Below are 26,125 nucleotides of genomic sequence, written 5' to 3'. Positions count from 1 at the left end.
CAGACTGCCGGCCTTCACGATTCTGGGCGGGTGAACGCCCTGGGCTGGGGATTGAAGATAAGGCGATCACACAACGCGTTTATACGATTTCGCCATGGCAAGAGTTTCATGAGACGGCACTTCGTCGATCTCAAGAAGAGCCACCCGCAGACGGCTTAGCTCGGTGTCAATCGCCGCATCGTCGCCAGCCCGAGCCAGGGCGGTGATCGCCCTTCTAGACAGTTCCTCGTTGGTTGCGTCGAGCGCAGCGGCACGCAGGGTCAGTTGGGCAGCCATCGCACCATCCTCTGGTGCGATTTGATCCGCGAGCTGCGTATGGGCGCGGATAGCCTTCCGGCGTAGTTGTTCGCGAACCGGCTCGAGCCAGTTGTGGTCTTGACCGCGAGCCAGCTCAAGCACGGGCGCACTCACAACGACCTGCAATAGGTGCACTCGTTCCGCCGGATCAGACGCTGCCACCGCCGCGCCCATGGCGTCCTCCAGGTGCCAGAGGTCTACGTCGACGACATCGGTGTTGAGATGGTAACGGCCGCCAGTGTTGACGACGGCTTGAGCCGATTGGTCGGGCAAGGCGAGGCGTATGCAGCGCCGGAGGTTCCCGACCTCGGTCGAGAGCCGCTCCGCTGCGCGGCGCAACGGTGCGTCTGGCCAGATCGCTTCAAGGATGTCGTTCTTGTCCGCTCCCTTGCGGTGCAGGGCGAGGTAGATGAGCAACGTGCCGGCGTTCTGCCGTAGCCCAGGCACCGGTAGGCCTTCGTCGTCGAGGACCGCAACCTTGCCGAAGAGTCGGATCCTGACCTTCGCGGCGTTCATGCCCTGCGGGACAACTGGCTCATGATTCAAGGTCGGCGGCTCGTCGAGATCACCGTCGGTCTCCCCTTCTGGGGACGAGTCATCCGCGCGGTCCGGTTCGGCTTCGGCGATGACGCCCAGCAGTTGTGCGGTGGTCGGCTGGTCGAGGACCGCGACTCGGATCGACCCCGGCTTCCCATCACCCGCGGTAGTGCGGCCGTCAGCTTCGATGGTCGCTGTAGAGCCGGAGGGCCAGTCACCGAGGAACACCGCGGCGGAGTTCGTGCTGGGTCCTTGCTCAAGGAGGGCGATCAGCCGTTGCGCCGCCTGCTCCCCCGTTGGGACGTCCGCCAGAAGCACGAGCTGCGGCATGGGTGGGTTCGTCGGATCGGCGCGCAGTGCCGCGATGTCGGCAGCGTCGTGCTCATCCAGGAGTCGCTGCCTACGCAGGATGATCGCCTCGATCTCGGCGATGGCTTCATCAAGATCAGGAGTCACGCAGAGCCGTTGCAGGTCCTTCACCGGGCCGGCGTCGCTGGCGAGCAGCCGTCGGAGCGTTGCCTCGGGGACTACGACCTCGCCCTGCACGTCCGGGTCGTGCGTCCCTCCGGAGGTCAGCGCGGCGACGAGTAGACCGCGGGCAGCAGAGTCGGCTCCGGCACCGATCAACCCCAACCCGCGATCCGGAACAAGCTCGCTGAGATCGGCGAGCTCCAAACCCGACGGACCCACTGCCGGAGGAGACACCAGCGACTGACGGGCGATGTGTTCGCTGACTGTCGAGGGCGCCGGCACCGGCTCCAGCAGGGTCGGTGCCTGCTGACGGATTGTGCGACGCAGACGGTCAACGACGGCGGGCAGTGGTTGCAGATCCTCGTCGTCGACATACGACGGGTCTCCGGAGTCGCGGTCTTCGCCCGGGTTCGACCAGAGAGGCAGATATCGATGTCGGCGGCGACGGCGTACCCAGACCATGGCGGCGGCTCCACTGATGGCAGCTGCCAGCGGCAGCCCGACCCACCCGCCAGGTAGCTCGACCCCGGCCGAGGGCCCGCGCTCGACCTGACGATTCGTTGGCGTTGCCTCCGCCGAGGGCGTCGCGACGGAGGCGACGGACGGCGAGGCCGCCTCAGTGATGGTTGAGGACGACGGCGTCGGTAGCCCGTGTTGCGACGGCGCAGGGGCCGAGGTCGGGGACGCTGATGGTTCGCTCGGCCGTCGGTGCGAAGGTGGCGGCTGGGGCTGAGATGCGGGCTGGTCGGGCAGGCTGAGGATCCAACCGGGTTGGATGAGATCGGGGTCGGTGAGTCGGCCGCCGTCCGGCTGGAGTCTTCCCTGGTTGAGGCGGTACAGGTGGGGCCACGCGTTGCCGTCGCCGAGATGCGCCTCCGAGATCGACCACAGGCTGTCACCGCGGAGAACGGTCACCGTGCCGTCTCTCGGGCTATGCGTCGGGGCGCCGCTGGTCCGGGTGGATACGCCGTTCGCCGGCGCAGCCTTGTCCTGCAGGTCGATGGGCAGGGCGACGGTCCACCCGGGGCGCAACAGTCCGGGCGAGGTCATGACGACACCGTCGTGCTGCTGACGCCCTTCGTTGAGCTGCCAGATCTCGGGCCATCGTTGCCCATTGCCGAGGAAGTGGTCGGCGAGATCCCAGAAGGTGCCGGGGCTGTCGGCGCGGATCGTGTAGGTCGACACCTGTTCAGCCGCAACACCATGAGACGAAGCGGCAACCGACTTGGGTGGTTGCGACGTGCCCGCATTCGGGGCAACGGCAACCGAGGCGACGACGGCTTGTGGTGACAGTGCCGGGGACGCGATGCTGGCGCCGTTGGCCAGCAGGAACGCGGCGGTGATGAGCGCGTGGGCCAGGCGGCGCTGCCCGGAGAACACCACTGGGAGTTGGTCGGGGATGCGGACTCGGGTAGTCGCCGCGATCGCCTCTATCAGGACTGCGATCGCGAACTGGGCCCAGGCGACGTAGGCGACTGCAGCCAGGACGTCGATGAGGGCGGTGTCCGATAGGTCGCCGGCGGCCAGGTCTGGCCAGCCGCGCAGGGGGTTGCCGATGGTCACGGCGAGGAGGCCGGGGATGCCGATCACCGTTGCTACGAGCAGCAGTCCGGCTCCGAGGGCGCGTAGGTATCGCATCACGGTCCTCCCGGCGTCGTGGTGCCGTGAAGGACAGTGGCCGTCGCAGTTGCGGTGCCGGTCAGGTCGTTGATGCCGACCGCGGTCAGCACCGTGGCCTGCCGCGGCACGTGCGCTGTGACGGATACGTCGAGGCCGGCGATGGTTACCTCACCTGTGGCTCCGCCGAGCGCCAGCACTCGATCAGTTGCGGCGCGGGCTGCGGTGGGGTCGACTCGCAGGTCTGTCGGGGTGAGTCCCCGCAGGGACGCTGGGGACAGGGCGTCGGCTCCGGCTCGGGCGGCCTGCTCGGCGAGGTCGGCCGCGCGAGCGCGGGCGGCAATCGCTGCTCCCCCATCGATGACCAGTCCAGCCATCGCCATCATCGCTACCGCCCACACCGCCAGGTATACGGACACGGACCCTTCGTCGCCCTGGACACTCCACCCCGTGGGCGGTCGGCGGTTGCGTTTCAGTGCGCTGGGCGTCATGGGATCGGTCCGGCGAGGTCGCGGTGAGCTTCGATCGGTGAGTTCGCTGAGGCCCGCATGGCAAGTGTTCCCGGCAGTCCGGCCATGGCAGTCGCGGACAGGTCCACGGAGCACGTCACGGTGACGGCGACCTGGCCGCCGGGCCGAAATGCACCGGTGTCGACGGTCACCCCGGCCCCGATGCAGGACAGGCCCGCGGCCGTGAGGGACTCGCGAGCGGCCTGCGCAGCGTCGGCGTGGGCTTGCCCTGGCGTGGTTGCGAGTGATGCGGCGCGGGCGGCGACGGCAGCGGCTTCGTCGACGAGCGCGCGACCGTGGGTGACTCGCCCGAACGCCACGACGACGAGAAGCATGATGAGCACGACCGGGGCGAGGATGGCCAGTTCGATCGCCATCAACCCCTCCTCACCTCTTGCAGCCCTACGCCAAGCCCATCGAGCGCTGCCACCGCTGCGTGTCATGAGAATCGCTCCACGGGCGCTGTTCCGGACTCGTCGACCTGGAATGGCCCACCAGGGATGACCGAGAGCACGCCGGCCCGGATGTGAACGGTGACGGTGGTTGCAGTGCGCGAGACCTCGACTCGTGGCGCGGTGACCAAGGTGGGGGCGACAGCCTGCAGGTAGCTCTGTGCGGAGCTCTGACCGTCAGCGGCGGTGGCCTGGTAGGCACGAGCAGCGCGGAGGCCGTCCTGGACGGCGGACTCGACGACGTGTCGCCCGTGCCAGAGCAGAGCCCACTGGACGACGAGCATCGTGAACAGCACCACGGCGGGCAGCGTGATCGCCGCCTCCACGACGGAGTACCCACCGTCGCCCTGTCGACGACGGCGTAGACGCAGCCGGTCACGGATCCCGTTCACCGGTGGCCTGCTACTGCGTGCGCACGGCGTTGGCAGCGCCGATGGCCTTGGCGACCAGGATGCCCACGACGATGATCGCCGCCGCGGCGAACAGACCGACGATGATGGCGGTCTGGACGATGTCGCCACGGTCGTCATGTCTGTGGGCGCGGAGGCGGGTAATAAGCCAGGCCCGCACGAAGTTCAACTGGGTCAACACGAGTTGCCTCCTCAGAGCATCAGCACCGCCACGACGGCCGGGTAGGAGATGAAAGTGATGAAGCCGAACCCGATCAGCACCTGGGCAAGGCGCATCGATTGCTCCTGCTCACCGGCGCGACCCTCCGCTTCGGCAAGCTCGCGGCGGCGCATCGTGGCGGCTCGCGCGGTGAGGGTGGCGCGGACTCGGGCGCCGTCCCGCCCGACGAGACGGACCAGAGTGCCGAGGTCGCGGAGCTCGCCGACCCCGATCCGCTCTCCCAGGTCGGTGAGCGCCTGCCACGGGTCGGTGCCGGACAGAGTCGCTCGCCAGAGGGTGTCCCGCAGCAACGCCAACGGCCACCCCGTGCCGACCCGGGCGGCGTTGGGCAGCGCCTCGTTGGGTGCGGCCGAGCCGGCCATCTCGAGGGCGACGAGGTCGAGGTAGGCACCCAGAGCGCGGCGGAACTCCCGACGCCGCGCACTTGCCAAGCGGTGCGCTTCCAGATCGGTCAGGAACGAGAACCCGACCCCGATCAGGAGAGCGAGCAGCACCGGCGTCCCGGCAGGCAGTGCCCAGCCGGCGAGCAGTTGCATCACGGTCGCGGTGACAGCGACCAGAGCGAAACCCGCCAGTCCGGCGAGGAGCTTCCGGCCGAGCGCCCACTCCAGGCTGTGGCCGGTCAGGGCGAGGTCGCGGCGCAAGGCGGTCAGCAACACCCCTCGTCGCTCGAGCGCCTGGGCCAGCAATGCCCCCGCTCGGTCAGGCTGCCACGAGTTTCCTCCGACATCGCCCCGGGACACCGTAGTCAGCCCATACGTCGCCCCTCCGAGCGTCGAGGTGCTCGTCGTCGCGGCGCGCTGCTGGGCGTCGAACCGTCCGAGCTGCACGAGCGCCGACGGTCGAGGTGCAGCGAGACGCCAGATCAGTGCGAAGACCGCGAGCCCGAACCCGGCCCCGACCACCGCGAGGGCGATCATTGCCGGGCCCCGTTCGCAGCACCGGACCGAGCTGGCTGCCCCGTCAGGGACGCGACGAGCCGCTGGTGATCTGCGTCGAGCACGGCAGGGCTGCCAGGCCGGGCCAGGAAGGCCGTGACCGGGTCGGCCGCCGACAGTTGGCGCAGCCAGACGAACCCGGTGGCGAACATGCTGACCACGACCAGCAGCGCCACCTGCCCCGAGACCGTGTCGTACGGGCGTACGTAGGTGCCACCGAAGGCCATCAGGAACGCCGCGAACACCACCGTCATGCCGACGACGATCTGCACGCCTCGGCGCAGCCCGGCGCGCCCGGCTGAGACCCGTCGCCGCATGTCGAGCTCCTCCCGGGCCGCGACTGCCAATCCGGTGAGCACTTCGGCGAGTCGGTCGCCTCGACGCCGTACGTTGAGGATCAGAGCGGCGCACACCAGGTCAGCGCTGGCGTCGTCGAGTTCGGCGGCCAGGCTGAGCAGGGCGACGTCCAGCGGGGCCCGGGCGCGGATCTGACCGGACAGTCGGGTCAGAGCCGGGCGCAGCAGGAGTGGGCAGCTCGACGTGGACGCCGGGATCGCCTGCTCCAGACTGGCGTGCGCCGCAACGGTGTCCCGCAGCGACTCGGTCCAGACCACCAACGCCTCGAGTCGGGCGATCTGGGCCTGTTCGGCCCGGAGCCCACCGAACAGTTGCGGCCACCCTGCCACCAGTGCCGCGACCGCGACGGCAGCAACCGGCCATCGGGTGAGCAGCAGGACGACCAGGCCTACGAGCAGCACACCCACCAGCCGGGAGGCCGTCGCGGGTGAGGTGAGCCGGCGCCACAGCGCCGTCCATCGTCCGGGCGGGCGGCCCGGCTCGACGAGGGTGCCCCGGATCCCGACGACAAGCAGCACGAGCGCACCGGCCAGACCAGCGCCAATCAACGCGCCAAGCAGTGGTTCCGCCTGCAGCCCCATGGTGATCACCCAGTTCCGGAGGCCCAGGGCTGAATGCCTGCGGCCGCTCCGTGCCAGGCGCCGTCGTCGTAGCCGGCCTCCGCGAGCGCCCGCCACCGCATGATCGCCACCTCCGGGTCGCGGATCGCCGACCCGTCCGGCCCTTCGGCAAAGATGCGGGAGCGGGTGACCCGCCCGTCCGCGGATCCGGTGACCTCGAGCACCTCCATCACACAGCGGCGGCCACGGAGCCGCGGGTTCTTACGGACGAAAACGACGAAGTCGATAGTCGAGCCGATGAGGGCATGGCTGACGTCAAAGGACAGGCCTTCGTACTGGGCGGCGTAGGTGGCCAGGCGGTGGAACACATCGCTGGCGTCCCTGGCATGAATCGTCGACAGGGACCCGTCGTTGCCCTGACTCATCGCCGACAGCATCTCGACCACCTCGGGCCCGAGAACCTCGCCCACGATCACGCGGGACGGGTTCTGTCGCCGGGTTCGGCGCACCAGCGCCCCGATGCTGACCCCTCCGCCGCCCTCGGACGACGGCAGCACCTCTTCCATCTCGACCACGTCGGGATGCAGGTCGGGGTGGCGGCGCAGCCCGAGCTCCATGGCCCGTTCCACCGTGATCAGCCGCTCGGACGGCGGGATGCAGTTCACCAGTGCCCGCAGCAGGGTGGTCTTCCCGGCGTCTGTCGCGCCGGCGATCATCAGGTTGCATCGCGCGAGGACCGTCGCGCGCAGGAAAGCCGCGAGCTGGGCGTCGATCGACCCCAACTCCAGCAGGGTCACCTGCCGACGAGAGCTACTGCCTGGACGACGAGCGTCCCGGTGGCCGTTGCCTCGGGGACCGGCGGTTACGACCGGGGTGTCGTCGAGGAACATCTGCGGGAATCGGTTGCGACGGATCGACACCGACGGCCGCTCGCAGGCACCCATGATCGCCGACAGGCGCGACCCATCCGGCAGACGCAGATCCAGTTCCGGGGTAGCAGGAGTGAACGGCCGGGCATTGATCCCGGCGTACGAGCCGAGGGTCCGGACGATGTCGACCAGGTCCTCATCTGTCGCGGCGACAGGGCGTGCCCGGACTTTGCCCCGGTCACCGGCGTAGGTCACCCAGACCTCGTCGCAGCCGTTGATGTCGATGTTCTCGACGTCCGGGTCATCAAGCAGCTCCTGCAGGGCACCGGCGCCGAACATGGCCGCATCGACAGCCTCGACCAGATCGATGTCCTGGGCCGGGTCGGGCAATTCAAGGCCTACGGCGATCTCGGCCCGACGATGCCGAGCAACGGCGTCCCGAATGAAACTCAGCGCGAGTTGACGTTCGTCGGCCGCCGTCAGCTCGGGCTGGCCGCTGTTCTGGCGTGCCTGCTTCGCCGCGGTCATCCGATCCGCGACCTGACCCTGAAGGATGCGGACGAGCCCGTAGCCCGGGTCGCCGTTCACGATGCCACCGTCGCTGCAGCGGGGTCTGCTGTGGCAAGCGTCGGCCACCGCTGAGTCACCCTGTCGACGACATCCGCAGCCGACCTCAGCAAGTGTCCACGGCTCATCCGCACCGAGATCTGGCCCTCACGCAACCGTTGCGCCGACCCAGGATCTATCGCCAACGAGGCGAGCACCGGCACCGGGCACCCCACCGACTCCAGCACCCGGCTGATCTGTTGAACGGCGTCTGCTGCGTCCCGGCGCCTGGCCAGCGCAACCACGGCGACCGGGTTGACGGGCTGGGAGGGGTCACCGAACTGGGAAGCGAGCTCAGGAACTCGGGCTCGCAGGTGGAACAGGTGCTCGACGCTGACCTCCGTGAGCACCAAGATCACGGTGGATCGATGAGCAATGGCCATCGTCGGCGTGCCCGGGTAGAGCCGCCCGAGATCGGCGAAGGCGGTCCCCGGCCAGGCCGCGAGAGTGTCGGCAACGGCTGGCCAGAGGCTGCGCATCGGCGCGTACGACGTAGCGTTCGGCGGCCCGCAGATCACATCGACACCCCAGAGCGTGGGCTGCGCATAGCCCGGCAGGGCCTCAGGCGACAGCGTGAGGCGGGTGTCGGCCGCCAGAGCAAGCAGGCCGCCCTCGCTGCGGATCCGGCCACCAGTCGTGGGATGCCGGGCCCGGAACTCCAGGTCACCGCCGGCCGGGTCGGCGTCCACCACCAGCCGTTCCCCTGGCCAGGCCATAGCCAGGGCAACCGTGGCCGTCGTGACTCCCGGCGAGCCCTTGTCCGCGCAAATGGCCACGATCATCGCGGGGCCACCCGAATCAGCGCGGCCCGGCCAGCGCCACTCGCCGCCGCAGCTGCCACCGCCCGCTCCGCGGGCACAACGAGCGTCAACAGCGTGCCACCCGCCAGAGCCGGGTCATCCCGGACGGCGAACACCGTGGCTCGATCCACCAGGACCGAGGCAGTAGTCGATTCGGGCGCGCCGGTCGCCGGTAGCTCGACCACGGTCACCGCATCCCCCGGCGCCAGACCATCGGCGGGGATCTGCCCCGAACGGACCGCCACGCCCACCTGAGCCTGGGTAGGAGCCAGCACTGGCTCAGTCGTGATCATCGAGCGTTGCAGCAACATGTTCGGGAGAAGCGGCACCGCGGCGACCTCCCCGACCACCGACTCGACGTTCTGACCCGCGATCGCAGTCACGGCGCCGGCCACCGCGACCGTTGACACGTCCGCGCGTTCGATCAGGTGACCGGCCGGTACCTTCCGCACGACCACGACCACGGCGGTCTTCGCGCCTGCCGAGGAGTACAGCCAGGCCCCGATCGCAGCGAAGGCGACGATCAGAGTCAGCGCGAGCGCCGTCCAGCCCGGCCGCCGTTGACGAGTCGGCAACGCCGCGCCTGCCCGCAAGGGTGTTGTCGCCGAGCGCGTCGACCGCCCCGCCTTGGCAGGTCGAGGCGACACGGTGGTAGCCATCAGCGGTTCACCGCTTGGAGCTGCTGCACCATGAAGGACGAGGACGCGGAGGTGAGCAACACCGGCAGAGCTCCGGTCTGGCCGTTGCTACCGACCCAGGTCACGCGCCACTGGATCGTCACCGTGGCCGTCACCGAGTCGCGGACGTGCAGGTAGGTGTAGCCGCAGCCGCCGCCAGACGGCGCAGCGTCGCCGTCCTGCTCCTGCCACGGCCGGCCGGGGCCTGGGCAGGTGACCGGCGCGTCGCCGGTTCCGGGGTCGTAGACCAGCGCGACCGGAGTCGCCGTCGCGGTCGCCGAGATCGCCCCGGCGGAAGCGGTGCGCGATCTCGGAGTGAAGGTGGCTGGGTCCGTCCAGAACCAGGTCCACAGGTTCACCCACGTGTACGGGCGACCCCGATCGCTGTTGATCGCCGTCGGTGATCTCTCGATCGTGGGTTCCGGTAGGCGCAGCAACGAGTACGCCTGCTGGGCCAGCATGGCTGGCGTGACCACCGGGAGCGTGGGGGCACAGCCGACACTCTGCATCAGCGGGCCAAGACCAGTCGGCGGCAGCCCGGCCTGGAGGAAAGCCGATCCCCAGGCGTAGCAGTACAGACCTTGGTCGGACGCCGCACAGGCACGACTGGTCGGGTTCACCGAACAGGGATCAACCGCCGATACGTCGGCCACGGTGGCTGCCTGGCCACCGTCCTTGGAGCTCCCGCCACGACCAGGGCGCCCCGGCGCGTGCACGTCGATTCCGACCGTCCCACCTCCACCGGGCGTCACGATGATCGGCGGTGGGTTGCCGCCACCCGTCGCGCCAGCGGATGCCACGGGTCCGGCGAGCACCGAAGCCACCGACATCCCAGCAACTGCCAGCGCCGAAGCCAGCACCCGTCGCCGCGTCCAGGCACCGCGGGTCAACATGGCGTATCCACGAGGAACTCGATCTTCTGGACCCGCCACGTCCCGTCGTCCCCCTTGACGAAGGTGGCTCGGGTGTTGTCCTTCGCCCGGCCGACCGTGCGCTTGACGCCGGTCTTGACGACGAGGGTTCCGTAGTGGCTGGTGTCCATGCAGTCCCCCATCACCGCGAGGTCCTTGCCGTCGATCGGGCTGTTCCAGTACGGGTGGTTGACCACCTGGCCGTAGAAGCCCAGCCCGGACGCGGCGAAGGTCTTCGCCTCGTCGAGCACCTGCTGCCGAGTCGGGTCCACTGCGACGTTGGCGACTGTGGCGGGCCACTCCGTGGACGGCTTGGCCAACAGCCCCTGGTGGATCTGCCAGTAAGTCGTCCAGGCCTGCTCAACGGCTACCCGATCGGTCGCCTCTCGGTCCGCGGTGGACGGCGGCGAAGGTGACGGCGACGTGCTCGCCGCGGGCGAACTGGTCCCCGAGGCGGTGCTTGTGATACCCGAGGACGACGTGGATGCGGTGGACGGCGCCCCGCCAGGCGAACTGTCGCCGGAGCACGCCGCCACGAGCACGCTGACCAGCAGCACGGCGACCACGCCGGTCGTGGCTCGATATCGCGCCCGACCGCAAGCGCCACGAGACTGTCGCGCTCTCCAACCAGTCACGGTGCCCCCTACCTGATGGGCGGACAGTCCTTACACCTGAACTCCGATGATCATCAGCGCTCGTCATTTTTTTCAGAGGAACGTCTCTTTACTACTGTAGACTGCAGACGAGTGTCAACGGTCGGATGCTCAGGAGGTGGTGATGACGGAACCCTCGCCCCCGGCTCCGAGGGTGCTGGCCGACAAGATCGACCACCTCTTCCAGGTGGTGCGGCCCGCGAAGGGCGAGTACACGCACGAGCAGGTTGCCAAGGCGATCGAGGAGCGCGGCGGGCCGACCATCTCGGCGTCCTACTTGTGGCAGCTGCGCAAGGGGCTGCGCGACAACCCCACTAAGAAGCATCTGGAGGCCCTCGCCGATTTCTTCGGCGTCCCGGTTGCGTACTTCTTCGACGAGGCCGCTGCCGACCGCATCGACGTCGAGCTCGACCTACTCGCGTCCATGCGCGACGCCGACGTTCGCCACGTGGCCTTGCGCGCGTCCGGTTTGTCCACTCAGACTCTGAAGGCGATCACCGACATGATCGAGCGAGCTCGTCAACTCGAGGGACTGGACGACTGACGTACTCGGCGTAAGCAGACCCCATGGAGGGGGTGGCCGTGAACTTGAAGGCGCTGCGTCAGCGCTGCGAGCGGCTCCTGCTGGACATCGAGGTCCCGGACCCCTTCGACGTCCACGTCTTCGCGGACTCCGTTAGTCGCCGCCGTGGCCGGCCGGTCCGGCTGCTCGCCAAGACCTCCCCGCTCGGCCCGTGCGGGATATGGCTGGCTCTGCCCGCAGTCGACTGGGTGTTCTATGAGGACGGCACCAGCAGGCTGCACCGTGATCACATCATCGTTCACGAGTTGGCCCACCTGCTCGCCGCGCACGAGCCGACCACCCAGCTTGCGCCTGAGCTGCTGGCGGGGCTGCTGCCCGACCTCGACCCGAGCATGGTGAGGCGTGTGTTGTCCCGGTCGAGCTACTCCGCGGTCGAGGAGCAGGAAGCCGAGATGATCGCCACGCTCGTCCTGCAACGGGCCGAACGGCCGGCGTCCACGGAGTCGAGAGCGTCCGTTCGACCGAGGGATGCAGACGTGCTCGCTCGCCTCGAAGCGACCCTCGGCGGCCGACAGGACGAGCGTCGTGGTCGATGACGCCGTCGCGTTCGTCGCGGTCTTGCTGTGGTTGACCACTGCAGTCGAGTCGGCGAGCGTGCTGCGACGGCGCCACCGCGAACCTGCCCTCGACATGCTGCTGGTCACGTTCGGGCTGCTCGCCATCACGGCGACGTTCTTCGTCCCCGCGGTACACCTGGCCGTAGGCCGAGTCACCGGGGTCGCCAACATCGGAGAGCCGATCGCGCGGACGGCCCTGCTCGGTGCCGCCTGGTCGGTCCAGATCATGCTCCACCGGCTGGGCGACCAGGGGGCCGCCGGGCTTCGGTTCGGACGGCGCGGCCTGGTCCTGGGGGCCTTCGTCGTCGCGCTGTGGGCGTGCTTCCTGGCCGCGCCCGTCGACACCCCTACCGCCAGGTTCACCCGCGACTACGGCCATGAGCCGGCCGTAGCCGCCTACCTGGTCGTGTCCCTCGCCTACCTGTGGCTGGCATTGATCGATGTCATCCGCGGCACGATGAGATATGGCCGAGCCGCTCAACGCCCGCTCGCGCTCGCCCTGCGGCTGATTGGTCTGGGGTGTTGGCTCGGGCTCGGCTACGTCGCTGTCAAGGCCGTCTTCGTCGTCATGCTCGTCGCCGGGCGCGGCAGCGCCGACGGCGGCATCGAGTCGACGATCTCTCGGCTGCTCGCCGTCGCCGGCGGGCTGCTGGTCATCATCGGGTCAGCGCTCCCCTACCTGGCCCACCGCGCCGGAGCCGCTCGTACGTGGATCGTGACGTATCGGAACCTGCAACGGCTCTACCGCCTCTGGGAGCTGATGTATTGCGCCGAAGCCGGCTTTGCGCTCGATCCGCCTGGCTCTCGGTTGGTCGACGTGTTCCGACTACGCGACCTGGACCTGCGGCTGTACCGAAGAGTGATCGAGATCCGGGATGGTTACCTCGCTCTTGCCCCATACCTGCCTCCCGGCGTTTCCCTTCCCGCTCGACCGGACGACGAGCAATCCGAGGTGCTCGCGATACTGGCGGCAGTGGCCAACAAGCGCGAGGGCCGGATCGCCCATGCGCAACCCAGGTCGAAGCCCGCGAGCTCAACCCTGGCTGACGATGTGGATCACCTCGCCCGAGTGTCGCGCCTGCTGCCCAGGTCGCCCCGACACCATCTCGCTGTGACGGCCCGTCCCGCCATCGGGGAGAATCCACCAAGCCACCCGACTCCGAGGACGACCACGTGACCAGGGACATCGCACAACAGCAGCCTCGCCGGACGGGTGCCTTGGTCGTGGCGCGCCTCCTCACCGAAGCTCTGGCACCGATCGTGCTCATCGTCGCCCTGCTGTTTGCGGTGGCCATCCACGCCAGCCCCAGCGTGGGACGTGGCCTGCTCTACGGCGCCGTTACCGCCTTCTTCGCAGGCGGTCTCCCCTACGCGATCATGATGCTCGGCATCCGGCGCGGCCACCTTGGCGACCGCCACCTCACCAAGCGTCAAGAACGCCCGATCATGATGGTCATCGGATTGGTGTCGGTCACCGTCGGGCTGCTTCTCACCTGGTGGCTCGGAGCCCCTCGTGCCCTGTTCGCCCTCGTCGCGGCCATGGTCGCGGGCGTCGCCGTCGCGCTCGCCATCACCATCTTCTGGAAGATCTCGATCCACACAGCCTGCGCCGCCGGCACCCTCGCCATCCTCGTCCTCGAGTTCGGAGCAGCCATGTGGGCCTTATGCCCTCTCGTCGCCGGCATTGCCTGGGCCCGAGTCAGTCTGCGCGATCACACAGTCGCGCAGGTATCGACGGGGGCCTTGGTCGGCTTCGCTGTCGCGACGCTGACCATGGCGAGCCTAAGGTAGCTCAATTCGTGCCCACCCCAGCCGTGCGCCAGAATCGGGCTCGATTCATCAACTACTCGCCAGCAGTCATCGTAAGATCAGACAGTCGCCGGGTAAGTAGCTCGGCCAGCGGAACGGCCACCGCATTGCCGATCGCACCCATACTGCGGGAGCGGGCCACAGGGAACTCATAGTCATCCCGGAAGCCCTGGATCCGTGCTGCCTCACGCACAGTGAGGTAGCGCACGGTCCCGTCATCGAAACGGATCATCGCTTCGCCTCCGCTTACACCATGAACACCTGCCTTGATTGTCTTAGCGGGCCAGTCGAAGGGACTCCCAGAGTGCTTCGCATAAGTGCGTGCGCCCGGAATCCCTTCATGGTTTGCGAAGCCGGGTGTTGACAAGCGGTCGACCGGCTCTGGAAGACCCCTGATGCAATCACGAATGGTCTGCCACCGAAGGCCCGGCGGCCGTCCACCCTCCTTCAGGTCACGAACGCGACTCTCCAGACCATCTGGCAACTCAGGCATGGCCTCGCGGTGTTCTGTCCAGTAGTCTCCGCTAACCCACTGGTCGTAGAGCAACGCGTCCCTGCTATGCGTGGCATCAGGCTCCTTCCACGACTCGGCGCCCGGCACATCGCTACGTATGCCGACCAGGATGACGCGTCGACGATTCTGTGGAAGCCCGAAGTCGGCGGCGTCAAGAAGAAGCTCGTGAACAACGTAGCGGAGTTCTCGGGCTCGTGCCTTCTTCACGCGATCGTGATGTTCAGTCCACAATTCGTCACCCTTGGCCGCGATCGTCGGCTTCTCCAATTGGTGCTTGATGTAGCTGAAATACGGCGCAAAGGACGGCCGGGTCAATCCAGGCACGTTCTCAAAAAGCGCAAAGCGTGGACGAAACTTTCGAACCGCTTCGATGGCCGCCGGAAACATGTTTCGCTCATCCATGTCGCCAGCGTGTACTCCAGCCAGCGAGAAGGGTTGGCACGGCGGTCCCCCGGCCACCAAGTCGACCTCGTCCTCGTTGATGTCGGTCTCGCGCAGCCACTCCCGCACGTCCTGTTCGTGAACGTCCTCGACCGGCCAAAGCTCAGGATGCTTCTTGGCGTTGTGGCGCAAGATCGCCGCAGCGTTCTTGTTCCACTCAACCAGGGCGAGGTGCTCGTAGTCGGCCTGGCGGGTGCCGAGAGCCATTCCTCCTCCACCGGCGAACAGCTCGATGGAGGTATGTCGGGGGGCCATCAGGGCTCCCCCTTCGTTCGAGCACGCACGGCCAGCTCCACCCGGTCGGCGACCGCGCCGAGATCGCGCTCGATGTCCGAAGCCCAGGCTCGCAAGACCAGCCAACCATCAGCCTGCAGCCGTCTGGTCACTTCGCGGTCGCGCGTCATGTTGCGGGTGATCTTCTGCCTCCAGAACTCCGCGTTATGGTGTTGGAACTCGTCCTCGAACGACGCGTAGCCGCGTAGCCTCCAGCCATTGCCGTGCCACCGGTCGCCGTCGACGAAACAGGCCACCTTCGGGCCGGCGAAGATCACGTCGGGCCGCCCCAGCACTGTGGTACGAACGCGGTAACGAAGCCCACGGGCAAACAACTCTCGGCGCAACGCAAGTTCGGGGCGAGTTCCCGAACTCTTGACCGCCGCCATGATGCGCGATGTCACCACAGGGTCGCGCCTCATGACGCACCCCCTTCAGCTGCTACGCGCTTCGCTGCCGCGGTCCGGTAGTACTTCAGCCCCAGAGAGCAGCGGTCCGCGATAATGGCGAGTCGTGACCTTTCGGCCGCCGTTGTCGGGTCGGCCATGGTCTCCGTGACCACAATGACCGCCTCCACACCTGGCGTCGCCGCCAGGTAGTTCAGGCATGCCCAGACAAGGTAACGGAAGTTCTTAGCCTCGCCCCATGCAAGGTATGTCTTGGTTCCTCCCTCAACAGACGCGACGCCATGGAAAGGCTTCACCCCCGTGCTGCCATCGATGACTATCGCCCCTGGACCCAGTGCATGGCGGGCAATCAGCGTCGGCGTTGGCCCCAGCGAGGAACCGAATCGAGCATATCGACCCGCGCCCTGGAGGGCCCGGGCATACTCCTTCATCGGTCCGTCCTTGATCCACGAACGTGCCGTTTCGCTACTCATATACTCTGTGAGCAGGCCACCGATCTCGGGGTCCGAGACCCACTTGTCATATTGGGCGGTGCGCTGGTTCGGTGAAAGGTGTTCCCATCCCCCTCGGTCGGCGTCCGCGTAAAGTGCCTTCACCACCGACTCGATTTGCTCGGCGGGCACTCTGCGAGAGTCGGCACGTGTCATGGGACCGCAATCTCCGGGTCGATGAACTGCAAGCGCGCATCGTCGTTCGTGGTCTCTAGCGAGGCCGCATCCAAGATCCACTGCTCAAGTAGGGATTCGGCTTTGGCGTCGGAGAAAGTGATTTCGGGCTGCGGCACGTTCGGCAGAACCTCGATCTCGTCCGCCTCGGTCTGTCGACGCAGGTTTAGGACAGCCGCCACTCGACGAAGGTCACTAACGAAATCGAGGGCGATGACCTTGTGCTTGCCCTCGCGGAGTCGGAGCCCACGGCCGAGTTGTTGCACGAAGATTCGCCGGCTGTGGGTTACGCGCGCGAAACAGATGATGTTGACGTCAGGCACATCGACCCCCTCATTCAGGATGTCGACCGCAGTGAGAATCGGAACCCGTCCCGCCCTAAAGTCGAGGAGCCGGAGTTGCCGGTCACGCATCGTCAAACCGGGTCCGGTATGGATCGCCTGGGCGTTGTGCCACTCCGGCGTGCGACGCAGTAATTCCGCCATGCGCTCGGCGTGCTCGATAGTCTGGCAGAATACGATGGCACGTGGATCGAGAGTTGAGTTCCACGCGGTGAGCAATTCGTCACGCACTGCCTCATCACGCTGCGGCAGGAAGAGTTTGGTATTGAGTTCCTTCATCGAGTACGAGCGGCGTGAGGCGTCCTTAACTACATCCCAGTCAATGTTGTCAACGAACAGGCGGTAGTCGACCTGCGCCAAGTACCCCCGACGCATACCTTCCTCAATCCCGAGCTTGTAAGAGGCCGAGCCGAACCGGTCCTCTATGTCGTACTTGTCGCCTCGCCATGGCGTCGCGGTGACACCGAACTGACTGGAGTCCTTGAGTTCGTCAAGCAACTGGCTGTAGTGACCGTCCTCGCCGACGTGGTGGGTCTCGTCGACCATTACCACCGCCGGCCGGTAACCTCGACGTGCGGCCGTGAGAGCACTCGCCACGGTGGCGAAAGTGACGCCGTGCAGGTCGGCGGGTTTCTCGTCTCCGGTCAATATCTGGCTCTTCACTGTCTTAGGGAGGTGGCGCCAAACAGCTCGCTCCAGCTGAGCCACCAGCTCCTTGGTGTGGGCGGCCACTAGAATATCGGCGTTCGGGTCGAGCTCGAGGTGATGCGCGATCACCTCTCCCCCGATGACTGTCTTGCCGAGCCCTGTAGCCAGCACCAATAGCGCGCGACCTTCAGTGTCTATGTCTTCGATTAGGGCAGCCACGGCATCCCGCTGATAGTCGCGCAGCCGAATACGCGCACCTCGCTCAGGACACTGATCCCATAACTGGCTCAGATCTGCGCCAGTCCAGAAATCAATCCGCTGGCCAATGCGCGCGAGCGTCTGAGCGCGCGTCACCGCGTCTCGGCTAGGGGCAACATTCGTGACAACGACCCCACGCTCTGCGCGGTAATGGTCCATGGCCTCGGAAACCTCGTTTACCCCCGCCTTCGGAACTGAGCCGCGGCGCTGCCACTTGCACTGGAGGACCCACTGAACGCCGCTGATGGTCGCCAGCAGATCGCCACCTCGGTCACCCGCTCCGTCGATGTTGATAATGTCGCTATATCCAAGCTGCCCTAGGAGTCGCTCCACCTGTCGGGTGAATCGATCTGGTCCACCAAGAATGAGTAGACGCGGGTCGACATACGACTCAGTCATTGGTCGCAACCTCAGCGAGCTCACTGTCAAGCAGGCGGCAACTCAGACGCCCACGGTTCAGATCATCCGGCCGCGTGCGGGTCCGACGCTCAGCAAGCAAACCGACATCGCTCAGATAGCCTGCTATGCGGCTGACAGCGAGGGAACGTGCGTGTGCGTCTTGGAACGAGCCGTAGCTGGCGCGGAATACCTTTCCGTCGAAGAAGTTGTCCGGGCGCTGCTGAACAAGCCGCGTGACGGCAGTGACGGGGGCGTAGGCGATCCACTCACCTTCGGCCCGAACGTCAGCCCACGCGATGTCGAGTCCCTCACCGGCGAAGGCTTGCTCGGCCGTCGCCTGGTCATCCGCGCCGATGAGCGCCCAGAACCCCTCAGCATTGCCGGCGACCACGGGACGCATGGCGTCTCGGAGGCGGCTCAAGAGACCGTGCGCTACAGCAGCCAGCGCGTCTGGCGTGACCTTCTGGTCTGGTAGGCAACGCTCCTTGACGTCCGCGACGATCGAACTGAGGGTCGTGTTGCTTCCCCGCCGCTCCCGCATGTACTCCGCAATCCCGATCACTGCGTACTCGCGTGGGTCACCGCCAAACGCGGTGAAGAGCGGGTGCTCAAAATCAACGAAAACGTGTACCTCAGGCCCACGCTGCCCCTGGACATAGACGGGAACTCGTTGCCCATTGGAGTCGACGATCTCAGTCCCAGTCAGCCCGTAAACGGTTACCTGCCAGGAACTGTAGTTCGGTAACGAGTACTCGCCTGAGATGTCAAGTAGCTGTTCCCCTGCTGAGCGGTAGCGCTCCTGCTTCTGTTCCTCGGTCTCTCGCACCTGCGCCAGGTCGGGCGCCATCGGGACAGGGTCGGTCGGCGACGGGATGCCGAGACGGGCACGGGCGTCCTGCTCGGGATCGTCACTCGTCTGCGTGGCCTCCGGAGGTACGTTGGCTTTGGGCTCGTCATGCTGGCGAGCGGCCTCGTACCACATGGCGTCGCTCTCGAAGTCTGGGTTGCCCCTCCGAAATTCTTCCGCCCAGTCCCTGGACCTTTGGTTGATGGCGTGCGATCCGTCGCCAGGAACCAGACTGCGCAGGCCCGGATCCAGTCGCCGGTATCCGGTGAAAAGTCTCCCGATCGGGGACTCGTTGGTGTCGTAGCCAGCGGCACGTGCGTGTTGCGGCCGTAGCGGTCCTTCGCCGCGCAATTGACGCACGGCGTACTTCCACTCCGGAGTGTCGAACTCGAAGGCGTTCTTTTGATAGTTGACCCGCACGTGATCGAGATGGATCTCGCCGACAATGCGACCCTCGTAGGGCACTTCAATTGGGTACTCTGGAACTGGATGGGCTCCCGGCTCGTTCGGGTCAACCCACGAGAATAGACTGGGGTCACGTACTAGAATCTTCCGGCCGTTGCGTAGAAAGTCGATACCGAAGTCGGTCTTGTGAGAGTATCGCTGGATTCCCAGCCAACCCTCGATTCGGCGTTCCCGAACCTCTATCTGGCGACTTCCGCATTCCTCGCACGCCGAGACGCCAGCATCCTGCCATCGGCCACAGTCCTGGCAGGCCGCCAGTGGCGTCAGATCCTTGTTGATCTCAATGTACGCGGTAATGCGCTCACCTCGAACCACCACGAAACGGTCGTGGTTCCAAACGCATGGTAGCAACGGCTGGACCGCCGTGTTGTCGACGAGCAGCGAGAACCCCTTCTCGCGGAGCAGGAACGAGTAGACGTCACCGAGGACACGCCGGATCTTGGTCTGCTGCCTGGAAAGAGCCTCGTGCTGCTCCTGCTTCAGGTCACTGATGATGATCTCTGTACCGTGTACCGAGATGTCATCTTTAGGCTCTCGGGTGATCGGGACTTCGAAGTTGGCATTCTTCGCCATGTCTCGCAGATTGAGCGTGACGATGAGCCAGTCAAGGTCACCAGCTCGAGTGGTGCGGACTGTGGTGATGTTGCCGAGCCGAGCAGTTGCGATGTTAAAGCCCATGCCGAACAGGCCGAGCTTTCCGTATCGCGCGTTGCTGGTCCAGCCTGCCGAGACAGCACCGGTGAGGTGCTCCAAGCTCATTCCCCGACCGTTGTCGTTGATCCAGACCTGAGCGTCACGGCGATCTGAGCGTCGTCCCGGCAGCGAGATGGCAACAGTCGGCGTCTCACCCACTGGTCGTGCCGCGAGGAAGTCATCGAAGGCGTTGTCGATGAGCTCGGCGAGGCACTGCCACGGGGCGAATTCGATGTCACCGAGCACGGCCAGTAGGCGAGGGTGCGGGGTGACATCGATCGTCGTCCCGGTCACGGGGACGCTCAGTTCCTCAGTCACGACTGATACTCCTCGGGCACGTTCCACTCGTCACGGCTTAATGACACTGACCCTATCCGCGAGGTCCGACACTCCGCCCCCGAGCTGTCTCGTGTCGAGAGGATCCACGATGGAACCGACACGTCACTCTCGGAGACCGAAGCCTCAGCGCTGGGGCTGAGAGCGGTCCGGTCGTCCCGGCAGGAGCCTCCGTCCCCCCGGTCCCACCGTTCCGAACCTCGTCGACCTCGTTGAGGGCGCCATGGCGCAGGCTCGCAAGGCTGAGCATCTGCACCTCGGCAAGGGGAGACGGATTGACGTCAGACCTGGGAAGCTGTCACCGGAACTGCGCTGGCACCTTCGATAGCCCTGGTCCCCAGATCGGATGGAACAGCCGAGCGTCGCGTCCCTTCCTCTTCGGTATGCCGCAAACGTCATGAACCCCCGAACAGTCACGTCTTGCGGGGCGCCACTCCCCACTTCTGGACGAACGACTTGCCGTTGAGTCCCCACGTCGCCAGTTGGGCGCTGATCTTCCCCGTGTCCCGGTAGCCATTGTCGGCTGCCAGCGCTGCGGCGTACTTGCTGACGGCGTCGCGCAGCTTGACGAGGTTGTCGAAGGTGACCACTCTGGCCGCTGGCCGCGCCGACGCTTGCTTGTGCAGCATGAGGCTCTTGTGGATCAGGATCGGTGTCGCGCTGCACGTGTGGTCGTACTTCTCGTCGAACCAGTCCATCGAGTGTGACAACTGCTCCGCGTCGTGGCGCCATATCGCGTCAGTCGTGCTGCCGCTCTTGCACTCAATGACGAGGTAGGCCAACTCGCCCAGGGACCACAACACGTCCGGGCCTTCCCCGGTGTCGCGCTCTGGCCGCTGGGCGCCGAGACCCAGGTGCAAGCCGAGATCGTGCACGGCCTGCTCAAAATTCGGCACGCTGGCCGGGTCGGGATCAGGGCTGAGGTCTTCCAGGATCGCCGCAACGCCGACGATCAGATCGTTTCCGTTGCTGTAGCGCGTGGTCAGGCACTCGGCGGCCTGCCTCGCTTGGTCAGCGATGCTGCTCAAGCGGTGGTACTCGACGCCATCCCTCGGGCGTAGCACCGCCCTGTTGTCGATCTGAGCGGACCTCTGCATCTGCAGCGCAGCGGCTGGATCAGTCAGGTGCAGATAGCCGGCGGCGCGTTGCTTCAGCCAGCCCTCATGGCGGCGGTCGCCGCTGGCGGCGGTGATCGCCTCACGCATCTTGTCGTGAGCATCCCGGTAGCGGCCGAGCTCAGCCAGTCGGAATGCTTCCCTTTCGGCAACAGCGATACCAGAGATGGTGCTGGTGGTTGGGTAGGTGACGCCGTCGAGGGCGTCACGGCTCGCGGTAACCCATTCAGGATCCCGGTCCAGGCACTGGTTGATCACGCTGCCGAGCTCGGTAAACGGCACGCCGTGCAGCATGTCGGCGACTTGCTCAGATAGCAGGAGTTGGGCGTGGGTCGCCGGGCTGAATTTTGCGGCGCCGCCGGCCCTGTGCAGGCGCTGGGTGAGTTTTGAGCCGAGTAGCAGGACCACGCAGTGGTCATCATTGGATCGCACTCCACGGCCCATGCCTTGTTCGATGCGCTGGATCTGACGCGTGATCATCGCGTCGCTCTCGTCCAGGGCAAGGGCTTCGATGCGGTCCAGAGCGCTATATGCCTCGGGGAGCCCGTCGAGGGCGAGGATGCGGCAGGCGTCTCCGGGGAGGTCGATGCCGTCGTATCTATTGATCAGAACAACCAAGCCGACGTGCCCCTCCCGCAGGCTGCGGACACCGTCGTGGATGGTGGTGCTGTCGTGCTCGGCGGCCGCGACGTCTCTCCAGAACGCGGCTCGCCGGCGGGACGGCACGATGACCACGACGTTGTGGCGCGCGGCCTGCTCAACGAGGAAGTCTCGTACTTCGTCGTCCGTAGTGCCGGGGTGAGTCTCCAGCGGAGTGAGGATCATGCGATCGCCAAGGTCATCCGCGGTTTGCGGGGTGATTGGAGTCGCGATGGTGGTGGGCGCGGCGTCGAAGTGCGTGACCAGGACACTGTCATCGGCCAGAGTTGCAGTCAGATAGATCCGGCGCTTTGCGGCGACCAGGCTAGGGATCCGGTCAATCGGTGGGCAGGGCGGTTTGATCTCGATCTCGCTATAGCTGATCGCGGTGTCACATAGGTGCAGAACCTCACGGATGAGTGGCCACACGAACGTGAACTTGTTGGTGCTCTCGCGGTGCGGGTGCAGCACGTTGAGGACCTGCTCATGGCGGTCTGCCCAAGCCCAGTACGGGATGCGCAGTGCAACACCCGGAACATCTTCGGCCAGGTCGCGAACGGCAGAGGGCGATTGGTCACGCAGTGCGTCGTCGAACAGGTTGGCGAGCTCGTTGTAGGCTGCGTGGCCGCGGGAGATGGTGAGGGTGTACTGGTCCTCCAGGGTCGCCAAGCAGGCGTGCGTATCGTCAACCAGCACAGAGCCCATTTCGATCCGCTGCCGGGTGTCCCCCATTACACCGAACACCGACAAGCCATTGATCACCTTGTGGATGTGTGTGATGAGGATGGCCTTGCCGGACTGAAATCGGCCCGAACGGGGATCGTCGGTGGTCTCGATGCCCAGGGCGTCGGCTTCCGCCCGAACCTGATTGGCGAGGTATATGTCAGGCGTGATGTAGACGGCCGGGCCGGCGCCCTCGTTGAGACAACTCTTGAGCATCATCAACCCGACCACCGTCTTGCCGCCACCGGTGTTCATCTTGACCAGCAGGTCGGACTCGGTGCGCCGGCCATGCCATCGGTCCCAGACCTGGGTCTGCACGTCCCAGGGTCGGGCGTACTTCGGTGCGCGGGTGGGCAGCGCGGCAAAGATTCGTCTCGGTTCCGTGGCGGTGTCCACGACAGATCGCCTGGTCAGCCTGCCGAAGTCGAGTCCCACCATCATCAGCCCCTACCGGGGGTCACCTCCATCGTGCCGCGCAATCACAGGTCCTACAGCACATGTCACATCGTGGTCCGCGTCAGTCCGCCCGCGGACGGCGGGCTGTGCCCACATTCTGCCCACATTTGCCAGTCAGGCCCTCCACTCGATTCGAGCAGAGGGCCTCTGACCTGCAGTGATGCGGTGGAGCTGAGGGGATTCGAACCCCTGACCCCCTCCATGCCATGGAGGTGCGCTACCAGCTGCGCCACAGCCCCTTCACCTCGCGGAGGGCCCGAGGGCCCGTCCGTGAAGGCTTGAGGAGTCTATCCCAGCGAAGGGGCGTGACTCCAAATCGGTTCGGCCCGCGCGTCGCGGACCGGCATCACGACGGCGCCTACGCGCCCTTGCGGAGCAGGACGGCCGGCACGGTCCGCAGGACGATCTTGAGGTCGCCCATCGGTCGCATCGTCGCGATGTACTTGATGTCCATCCGGAGCCGCTCGTCGAACGAGGCCTGGTTGCGGCCCTCGATCTGCCACAGCCCGGTCAGCCCGGGGGCCACCTCGAGCCGGGCGGTGTGCCACAGCGCGTAGGTGTCCGCCGAGAACGACGTGGGGCGGGGGCCGACGAGCGTCATGTCGCCCTTGAGCACGTTGATGAACTGGGGCAGCTCGTCGAGGCTCGTCTTGCGCAGGATCTTGCCGACCCGCGTGATCCGCGGGTCGTCGATGATCTTGAAGTCGGGCCAGCGGACGATGCTCAGGTGCTGGAGCTCCGCCTTGAGCTCCTCGGCGTTGCGCACCATCGTGCGGAACTTGTACATCTTGAAGCGCTTGCCGTCCCGGCCCGTGCGCCACTGGCCGAAGATGATCGGCCCGGGCGTGTCGAGCCGGATCGCCACCGCGCAGGCCGCGAGGACCGGCAGCAGCATCGGCAGGACGACGGCACAGACCAGCAGGTCGACGAGCCGCTTGACGAGCCGGTAGTCGAAGGCCATGCCTCAGGCCCCCCGGCGGTCGCCCACGCCGGCGTCCCAGCCGGCGTCGTCCTGCTGCCGGGCGCGCTCCTCGGCGAGCCGGAGCGGGACCGTCGGGACGTCCGCGTCGTGCAGGTTGATGAGGGCGACCGGTGCGCCGTCCTCGCCCGGGACGAGCGTCTCGACCGGGGCGGCGGCCTCGATCGTCGACGCGATCGCGCCGAACGTCGTGCCGTCCTCCGGGAAGGAGGCGATGACGACCTGGCTGTCGCGGACGTCGGTCAGCGTCGCCTGGAAGCGCCGGACGAACTGCATCGCGTGCGAACGGTTCGCCTCGGGCAGGACGACGAGGACGTCACGGCCGTCGGTCCAGTGACCGTCGTCGGCGCGCAGGTGGGAGTCGAGGTCGGTCGCGAGCCGCTCGGCGACCGCGACCGCCGACGTCCGCACCCGGACCAGGGCGACGGCCCGGCCGTAGCGGCGGGCCCGGTTGATCTCCGCCTTGAAGCGGTCCGGGGACCGGCGCTCCGGGAGGGAGTCGGACGCCGTCCGGCCCCCCGTGTTGCCGATCACCACGAGGACGAGGAACAGGGCCACGAAGGCGAGGAGCAGGCGCAGCGCCCACCGCTCGACCCCCGGCCAGACCGCGAGCACCTCGGCCCCCGTCGCCACGGCTACACCGAGCAACGACAGCCGCTTTGTTGCTGCAGACAAGTCTGCGCCCCTTCCGCACGTTTCGCCCCGGATCACGAGCCGGAGGTCCAGCTCCCGGCGTCCCATCAGTCCGACCTGCGCGTTTACAGGTCGTTCATCCGGACGACCGGTCCCTGTTACACCTGGTTACCGCGTCCTTGCGAATCCGGAAGTTATCAGCGGGCGCAGATAGCCGGTCGGAGGTTTGCAGGAAAAGGGCCGAAGAGGTGAGGGCCGAGGCGGATCGCCGGACGATCACCGGCCGCTCCTTGCATGATGGACGGGCGCGTCAGCGTGCCACCCAGGAGGATGGCACGCTGACGGACCGTGACCCCGGCTCCGCCGGCCGGGGTGGTCGACGAGGAAGAGGTTGTCGTGCTCGTGAGGGGCGTCCAGCGCTCAGCCGAAGCGCCCGTACCCCCGCACCCGGGCCGACCCCGGGGAGTAGCCCCAGCCGAGGTACGGGTTGATCTTGACGTTGCCGCCGGCGTTGCGCAGCCCTCGGGCCGGGTAGACGACCCGCGTCGAGGCCCAGCCGACGTTGTCCGCGATGACGTTGCCGTAGCCGCTGAGCCGGTACGTCGTCACGTTGGGCTTGCCGTACCCGCTGCGGACGAAGATGTTGCGGTAGATACGGACCCGCGACGCCCCGTAGGACAGCTGCACGTTCGACGGGCCGCGGTTGTCGTAGAAGGTGTTGTAGCGGATCACGACGTTGCCGACCGCCCCGGCGGACGGGGACGCCGGGCCGACCTTGATGCCGCGGCCGTTGGTGCTGCGCGACAGGACGTTGCGCTCGATGACCCCGCCGCCCATGCCGGCGTTGACGTAGATCAGGTGGTCCTGGTTCACCGTGTGCGTGCGGTAGGTGTCGTGGATCCAGCTGTGGTCGATCTTCCAGGCACGCGCGCCGCCCGTGACGAGGACCGCCGCGTAGGACCGGGCGCCCCAGATCTGGGCGTCGCAGATGCGCCAGCCCACCCCGCCGCTCATCTTGACCATGTGCTCGTTCGACCGGTTCGCCGTGCTCCACGTCACATCGATGTTCCGCAGGGTCCAGTAGTCCGCGCCGGACAGCCACAGCACGCCCCGGACGACCGGGTTCTCGCCCTCGGCGGCCCGGACCGTGATCCGGCGGGACGCCGTCCCCTTGGCCGGGCGGAGCTTGACCCGCTCCCGGTAGGTGCCGCCGCGGACGACGAGGGTGCCGCCGGCCCGCAGCGCCTTCATGCCCCGGGTCAGGGTCCGGAACGGGTGGGCCCACGTGCCGGCGGCCGAGTCGCTGCCCCACGGGGCCACGACGTAGGACGAGGCCGCGGACGCCGGTGCCGCGACGGGGGTCAGCGGGAGCGCCAGGACTGCGAGCACGAGCGCGGCGAGCGCCCGGCGCAGGGCCGTGCCCCGGGCACGACGGGCGGGGCCGGCGGGACGGCCCTGCG

Annotated in this window: 25 protein-coding genes and 1 tRNA gene; 4 read left to right on the top strand and 22 right to left on the bottom strand. The window is 66.9% G+C overall.

Annotated elements, in window-relative coordinates:
• Positions 1-66 precede the first annotated feature (66 nt).
• The 12 genes from ECOMGDLI_RS01085 to ECOMGDLI_RS01035 form a co-directional block, all read right to left on the bottom strand.
• Positions 67-2,895: a LysM peptidoglycan-binding domain-containing protein gene (locus ECOMGDLI_RS01085; protein ID WP_158220828.1), complete on the bottom strand. Its 2,829-nt coding sequence runs from the start codon at positions 2,893-2,895 to the stop codon at positions 67-69.
• 47 nt (positions 2,896-2,942) lie between these two features.
• Positions 2,943-3,341 carry a pilus assembly protein TadG-related protein gene (locus ECOMGDLI_RS01080; protein ID WP_158220827.1) on the bottom strand — a complete coding sequence of 133 codons (399 nt, stop codon included), beginning with the start codon at positions 3,339-3,341 and terminating at the stop codon, positions 2,943-2,945.
• A gap of 68 nt (positions 3,342-3,409) precedes the next feature.
• Positions 3,410-3,808, bottom strand: a complete 399-nt coding sequence (locus tag ECOMGDLI_RS01075) for a TadE/TadG family type IV pilus assembly protein (protein WP_158220826.1) — start codon at positions 3,806-3,808, stop codon at positions 3,410-3,412.
• A 62-nt stretch (positions 3,809-3,870) separates the two neighbouring features.
• The gene (locus ECOMGDLI_RS34290) at positions 3,871-4,209 is read right to left on the bottom strand and encodes a TadE/TadG family type IV pilus assembly protein (RefSeq protein WP_158220825.1); all 339 of its coding nucleotides are present in this window, start codon (positions 4,207-4,209) and stop codon (positions 3,871-3,873) included.
• A gap of 76 nt (positions 4,210-4,285) precedes the next feature.
• On the bottom strand, positions 4,286-4,474 hold the full coding sequence (locus tag ECOMGDLI_RS34285; RefSeq protein ID WP_158220824.1) for a hypothetical protein: 189 nt from the start codon (positions 4,472-4,474) through the stop codon (positions 4,286-4,288).
• 11 nt (positions 4,475-4,485) lie between these two features.
• A complete protein-coding gene (locus ECOMGDLI_RS01065) occupies positions 4,486-5,433 on the bottom strand; it encodes a type II secretion system F family protein (RefSeq protein WP_088312749.1) in 948 nt (315 codons plus the stop codon).
• Positions 5,430-6,389, bottom strand: coding sequence for a type II secretion system F family protein (locus ECOMGDLI_RS01060; RefSeq protein WP_143447406.1), 960 nt, complete (start codon positions 6,387-6,389; stop codon positions 5,430-5,432). Before ECOMGDLI_RS01060 ends, ECOMGDLI_RS01065 begins: the two co-directional genes overlap by 4 nt.
• A 5-nt stretch (positions 6,390-6,394) precedes the next feature.
• Positions 6,395-7,825 carry a CpaF family protein gene (locus ECOMGDLI_RS01055; protein WP_198954416.1) on the bottom strand — a complete coding sequence of 477 codons (1,431 nt, stop codon included), beginning with the start codon at positions 7,823-7,825 and terminating at the stop codon, positions 6,395-6,397.
• Positions 7,822-8,625, bottom strand: coding sequence for a hypothetical protein (locus tag ECOMGDLI_RS01050; RefSeq protein WP_088312745.1), 804 nt, complete (start codon positions 8,623-8,625; stop codon positions 7,822-7,824). Before ECOMGDLI_RS01050 ends, ECOMGDLI_RS01055 begins: the two co-directional genes overlap by 4 nt.
• Entirely contained in the window at positions 8,622-9,302 is a 681-nt protein-coding gene (locus ECOMGDLI_RS01045; protein ID WP_143447405.1) for an SAF domain-containing protein, read from the bottom strand. The genes ECOMGDLI_RS01050 and ECOMGDLI_RS01045 overlap by 4 nt, the downstream gene beginning before the upstream one ends.
• Positions 9,302-9,973 carry a hypothetical protein gene (locus tag ECOMGDLI_RS33525; RefSeq protein ID WP_158220823.1) on the bottom strand — a complete coding sequence of 224 codons (672 nt, stop codon included), beginning with the start codon at positions 9,971-9,973 and terminating at the stop codon, positions 9,302-9,304. The genes ECOMGDLI_RS01045 and ECOMGDLI_RS33525 overlap by 1 nt, the downstream gene beginning before the upstream one ends.
• 233 nt (positions 9,974-10,206) lie before the next feature.
• Positions 10,207-10,503 (bottom strand): hypothetical protein, encoded by a 297-nt coding sequence (locus ECOMGDLI_RS01035; RefSeq protein WP_088312739.1) that lies wholly within the window; start codon positions 10,501-10,503, stop codon positions 10,207-10,209.
• 505 nt (positions 10,504-11,008) lie between these two features.
• On the opposite strand from ECOMGDLI_RS01035, the gene ECOMGDLI_RS01030 reads away from it, so the two are divergent.
• From ECOMGDLI_RS01030 to ECOMGDLI_RS01015, 4 genes are read left to right on the top strand one after another with little or no spacing between them, the layout of a single operon-like run.
• Positions 11,009-11,428 carry a helix-turn-helix domain-containing protein gene (locus ECOMGDLI_RS01030; RefSeq protein ID WP_088312837.1) on the top strand — a complete coding sequence of 140 codons (420 nt, stop codon included), beginning with the start codon at positions 11,009-11,011 and terminating at the stop codon, positions 11,426-11,428.
• 23 nt (positions 11,429-11,451) lie between these two features.
• The gene (locus ECOMGDLI_RS01025) at positions 11,452-12,003 is read left to right on the top strand and encodes a hypothetical protein (RefSeq protein WP_088312737.1); all 552 of its coding nucleotides are present in this window, start codon (positions 11,452-11,454) and stop codon (positions 12,001-12,003) included.
• Positions 11,993-13,201, top strand: a complete 1,209-nt coding sequence (locus ECOMGDLI_RS01020) for an MAB_1171c family putative transporter (RefSeq protein ID WP_088312735.1) — start codon at positions 11,993-11,995, stop codon at positions 13,199-13,201. The genes ECOMGDLI_RS01025 and ECOMGDLI_RS01020 overlap by 11 nt, the downstream gene beginning before the upstream one ends.
• Positions 13,198-13,815: a phosphoesterase PA-phosphatase gene (locus ECOMGDLI_RS01015; RefSeq protein WP_088312733.1), complete on the top strand. Its 618-nt coding sequence runs from the start codon at positions 13,198-13,200 to the stop codon at positions 13,813-13,815. The genes ECOMGDLI_RS01020 and ECOMGDLI_RS01015 overlap by 4 nt, the downstream gene beginning before the upstream one ends.
• A 52-nt stretch (positions 13,816-13,867) precedes the next feature.
• On the opposite strand, the gene ECOMGDLI_RS01010 is transcribed toward ECOMGDLI_RS01015, so the two are convergent.
• The 10 genes from ECOMGDLI_RS01010 to ECOMGDLI_RS00970 form a co-directional block, all read right to left on the bottom strand.
• Positions 13,868-15,043 (bottom strand): DNA cytosine methyltransferase, encoded by a 1,176-nt coding sequence (locus ECOMGDLI_RS01010; RefSeq protein ID WP_088312730.1) that lies wholly within the window; start codon positions 15,041-15,043, stop codon positions 13,868-13,870.
• Positions 15,043-15,483 carry a very short patch repair endonuclease gene (locus ECOMGDLI_RS01005; protein WP_088312728.1) on the bottom strand — a complete coding sequence of 147 codons (441 nt, stop codon included), beginning with the start codon at positions 15,481-15,483 and terminating at the stop codon, positions 15,043-15,045. Before ECOMGDLI_RS01005 ends, ECOMGDLI_RS01010 begins: the two co-directional genes overlap by 1 nt.
• Positions 15,480-16,091, bottom strand: a complete 612-nt coding sequence (locus tag ECOMGDLI_RS33520) for a hypothetical protein (RefSeq protein WP_143447403.1) — start codon at positions 16,089-16,091, stop codon at positions 15,480-15,482. Before ECOMGDLI_RS33520 ends, ECOMGDLI_RS01005 begins: the two co-directional genes overlap by 4 nt.
• A 20-nt stretch (positions 16,092-16,111) precedes the next feature.
• On the bottom strand, positions 16,112-17,779 hold the full coding sequence (locus tag ECOMGDLI_RS01000; protein ID WP_088312726.1) for a DEAD/DEAH box helicase family protein: 1,668 nt from the start codon (positions 17,777-17,779) through the stop codon (positions 16,112-16,114).
• Positions 17,772-20,102, bottom strand: coding sequence for an ATP-binding protein (locus ECOMGDLI_RS00995; protein ID WP_158220822.1), 2,331 nt, complete (start codon positions 20,100-20,102; stop codon positions 17,772-17,774). The genes ECOMGDLI_RS01000 and ECOMGDLI_RS00995 overlap by 8 nt, the downstream gene beginning before the upstream one ends.
• 431 nt (positions 20,103-20,533) lie before the next feature.
• Complete coding sequence (locus tag ECOMGDLI_RS00990) at positions 20,534-22,993, bottom strand: DEAD/DEAH box helicase (protein WP_143447402.1); 2,460 nt, start codon at positions 22,991-22,993, stop codon at positions 20,534-20,536.
• A gap of 226 nt (positions 22,994-23,219) precedes the next feature.
• Positions 23,220-23,292: transfer RNA gene (locus ECOMGDLI_RS00985), tRNA-Ala, on the bottom strand.
• A 119-nt stretch (positions 23,293-23,411) separates the two neighbouring features.
• The gene (locus ECOMGDLI_RS00980; protein WP_088312719.1) at positions 23,412-24,014 is read right to left on the bottom strand and encodes a sugar transferase; all 603 of its coding nucleotides are present in this window, start codon (positions 24,012-24,014) and stop codon (positions 23,412-23,414) included.
• 3 nt (positions 24,015-24,017) lie between these two features.
• Positions 24,018-24,665 carry a hypothetical protein gene (locus tag ECOMGDLI_RS00975; RefSeq protein ID WP_088312717.1) on the bottom strand — a complete coding sequence of 216 codons (648 nt, stop codon included), beginning with the start codon at positions 24,663-24,665 and terminating at the stop codon, positions 24,018-24,020.
• A 420-nt stretch (positions 24,666-25,085) separates the two neighbouring features.
• Positions 25,086-26,125, bottom strand: a 1,040-nt coding sequence (locus tag ECOMGDLI_RS00970; RefSeq protein WP_143447401.1) for a DUF1565 domain-containing protein, incomplete at its 5' end; no start/stop codon positions are given.

Origin of the sequence: Kineosporia sp. R_H_3 (assembly GCF_002198675.1) — a bacterium.
GTDB lineage: Bacteria > Actinomycetota > Actinomycetes > Actinomycetales > Kineosporiaceae > R-H-3.
Note: the sequence above shows the minus strand (reverse complement) of the source record. Positions and strands in the feature narration are given on the sequence as shown.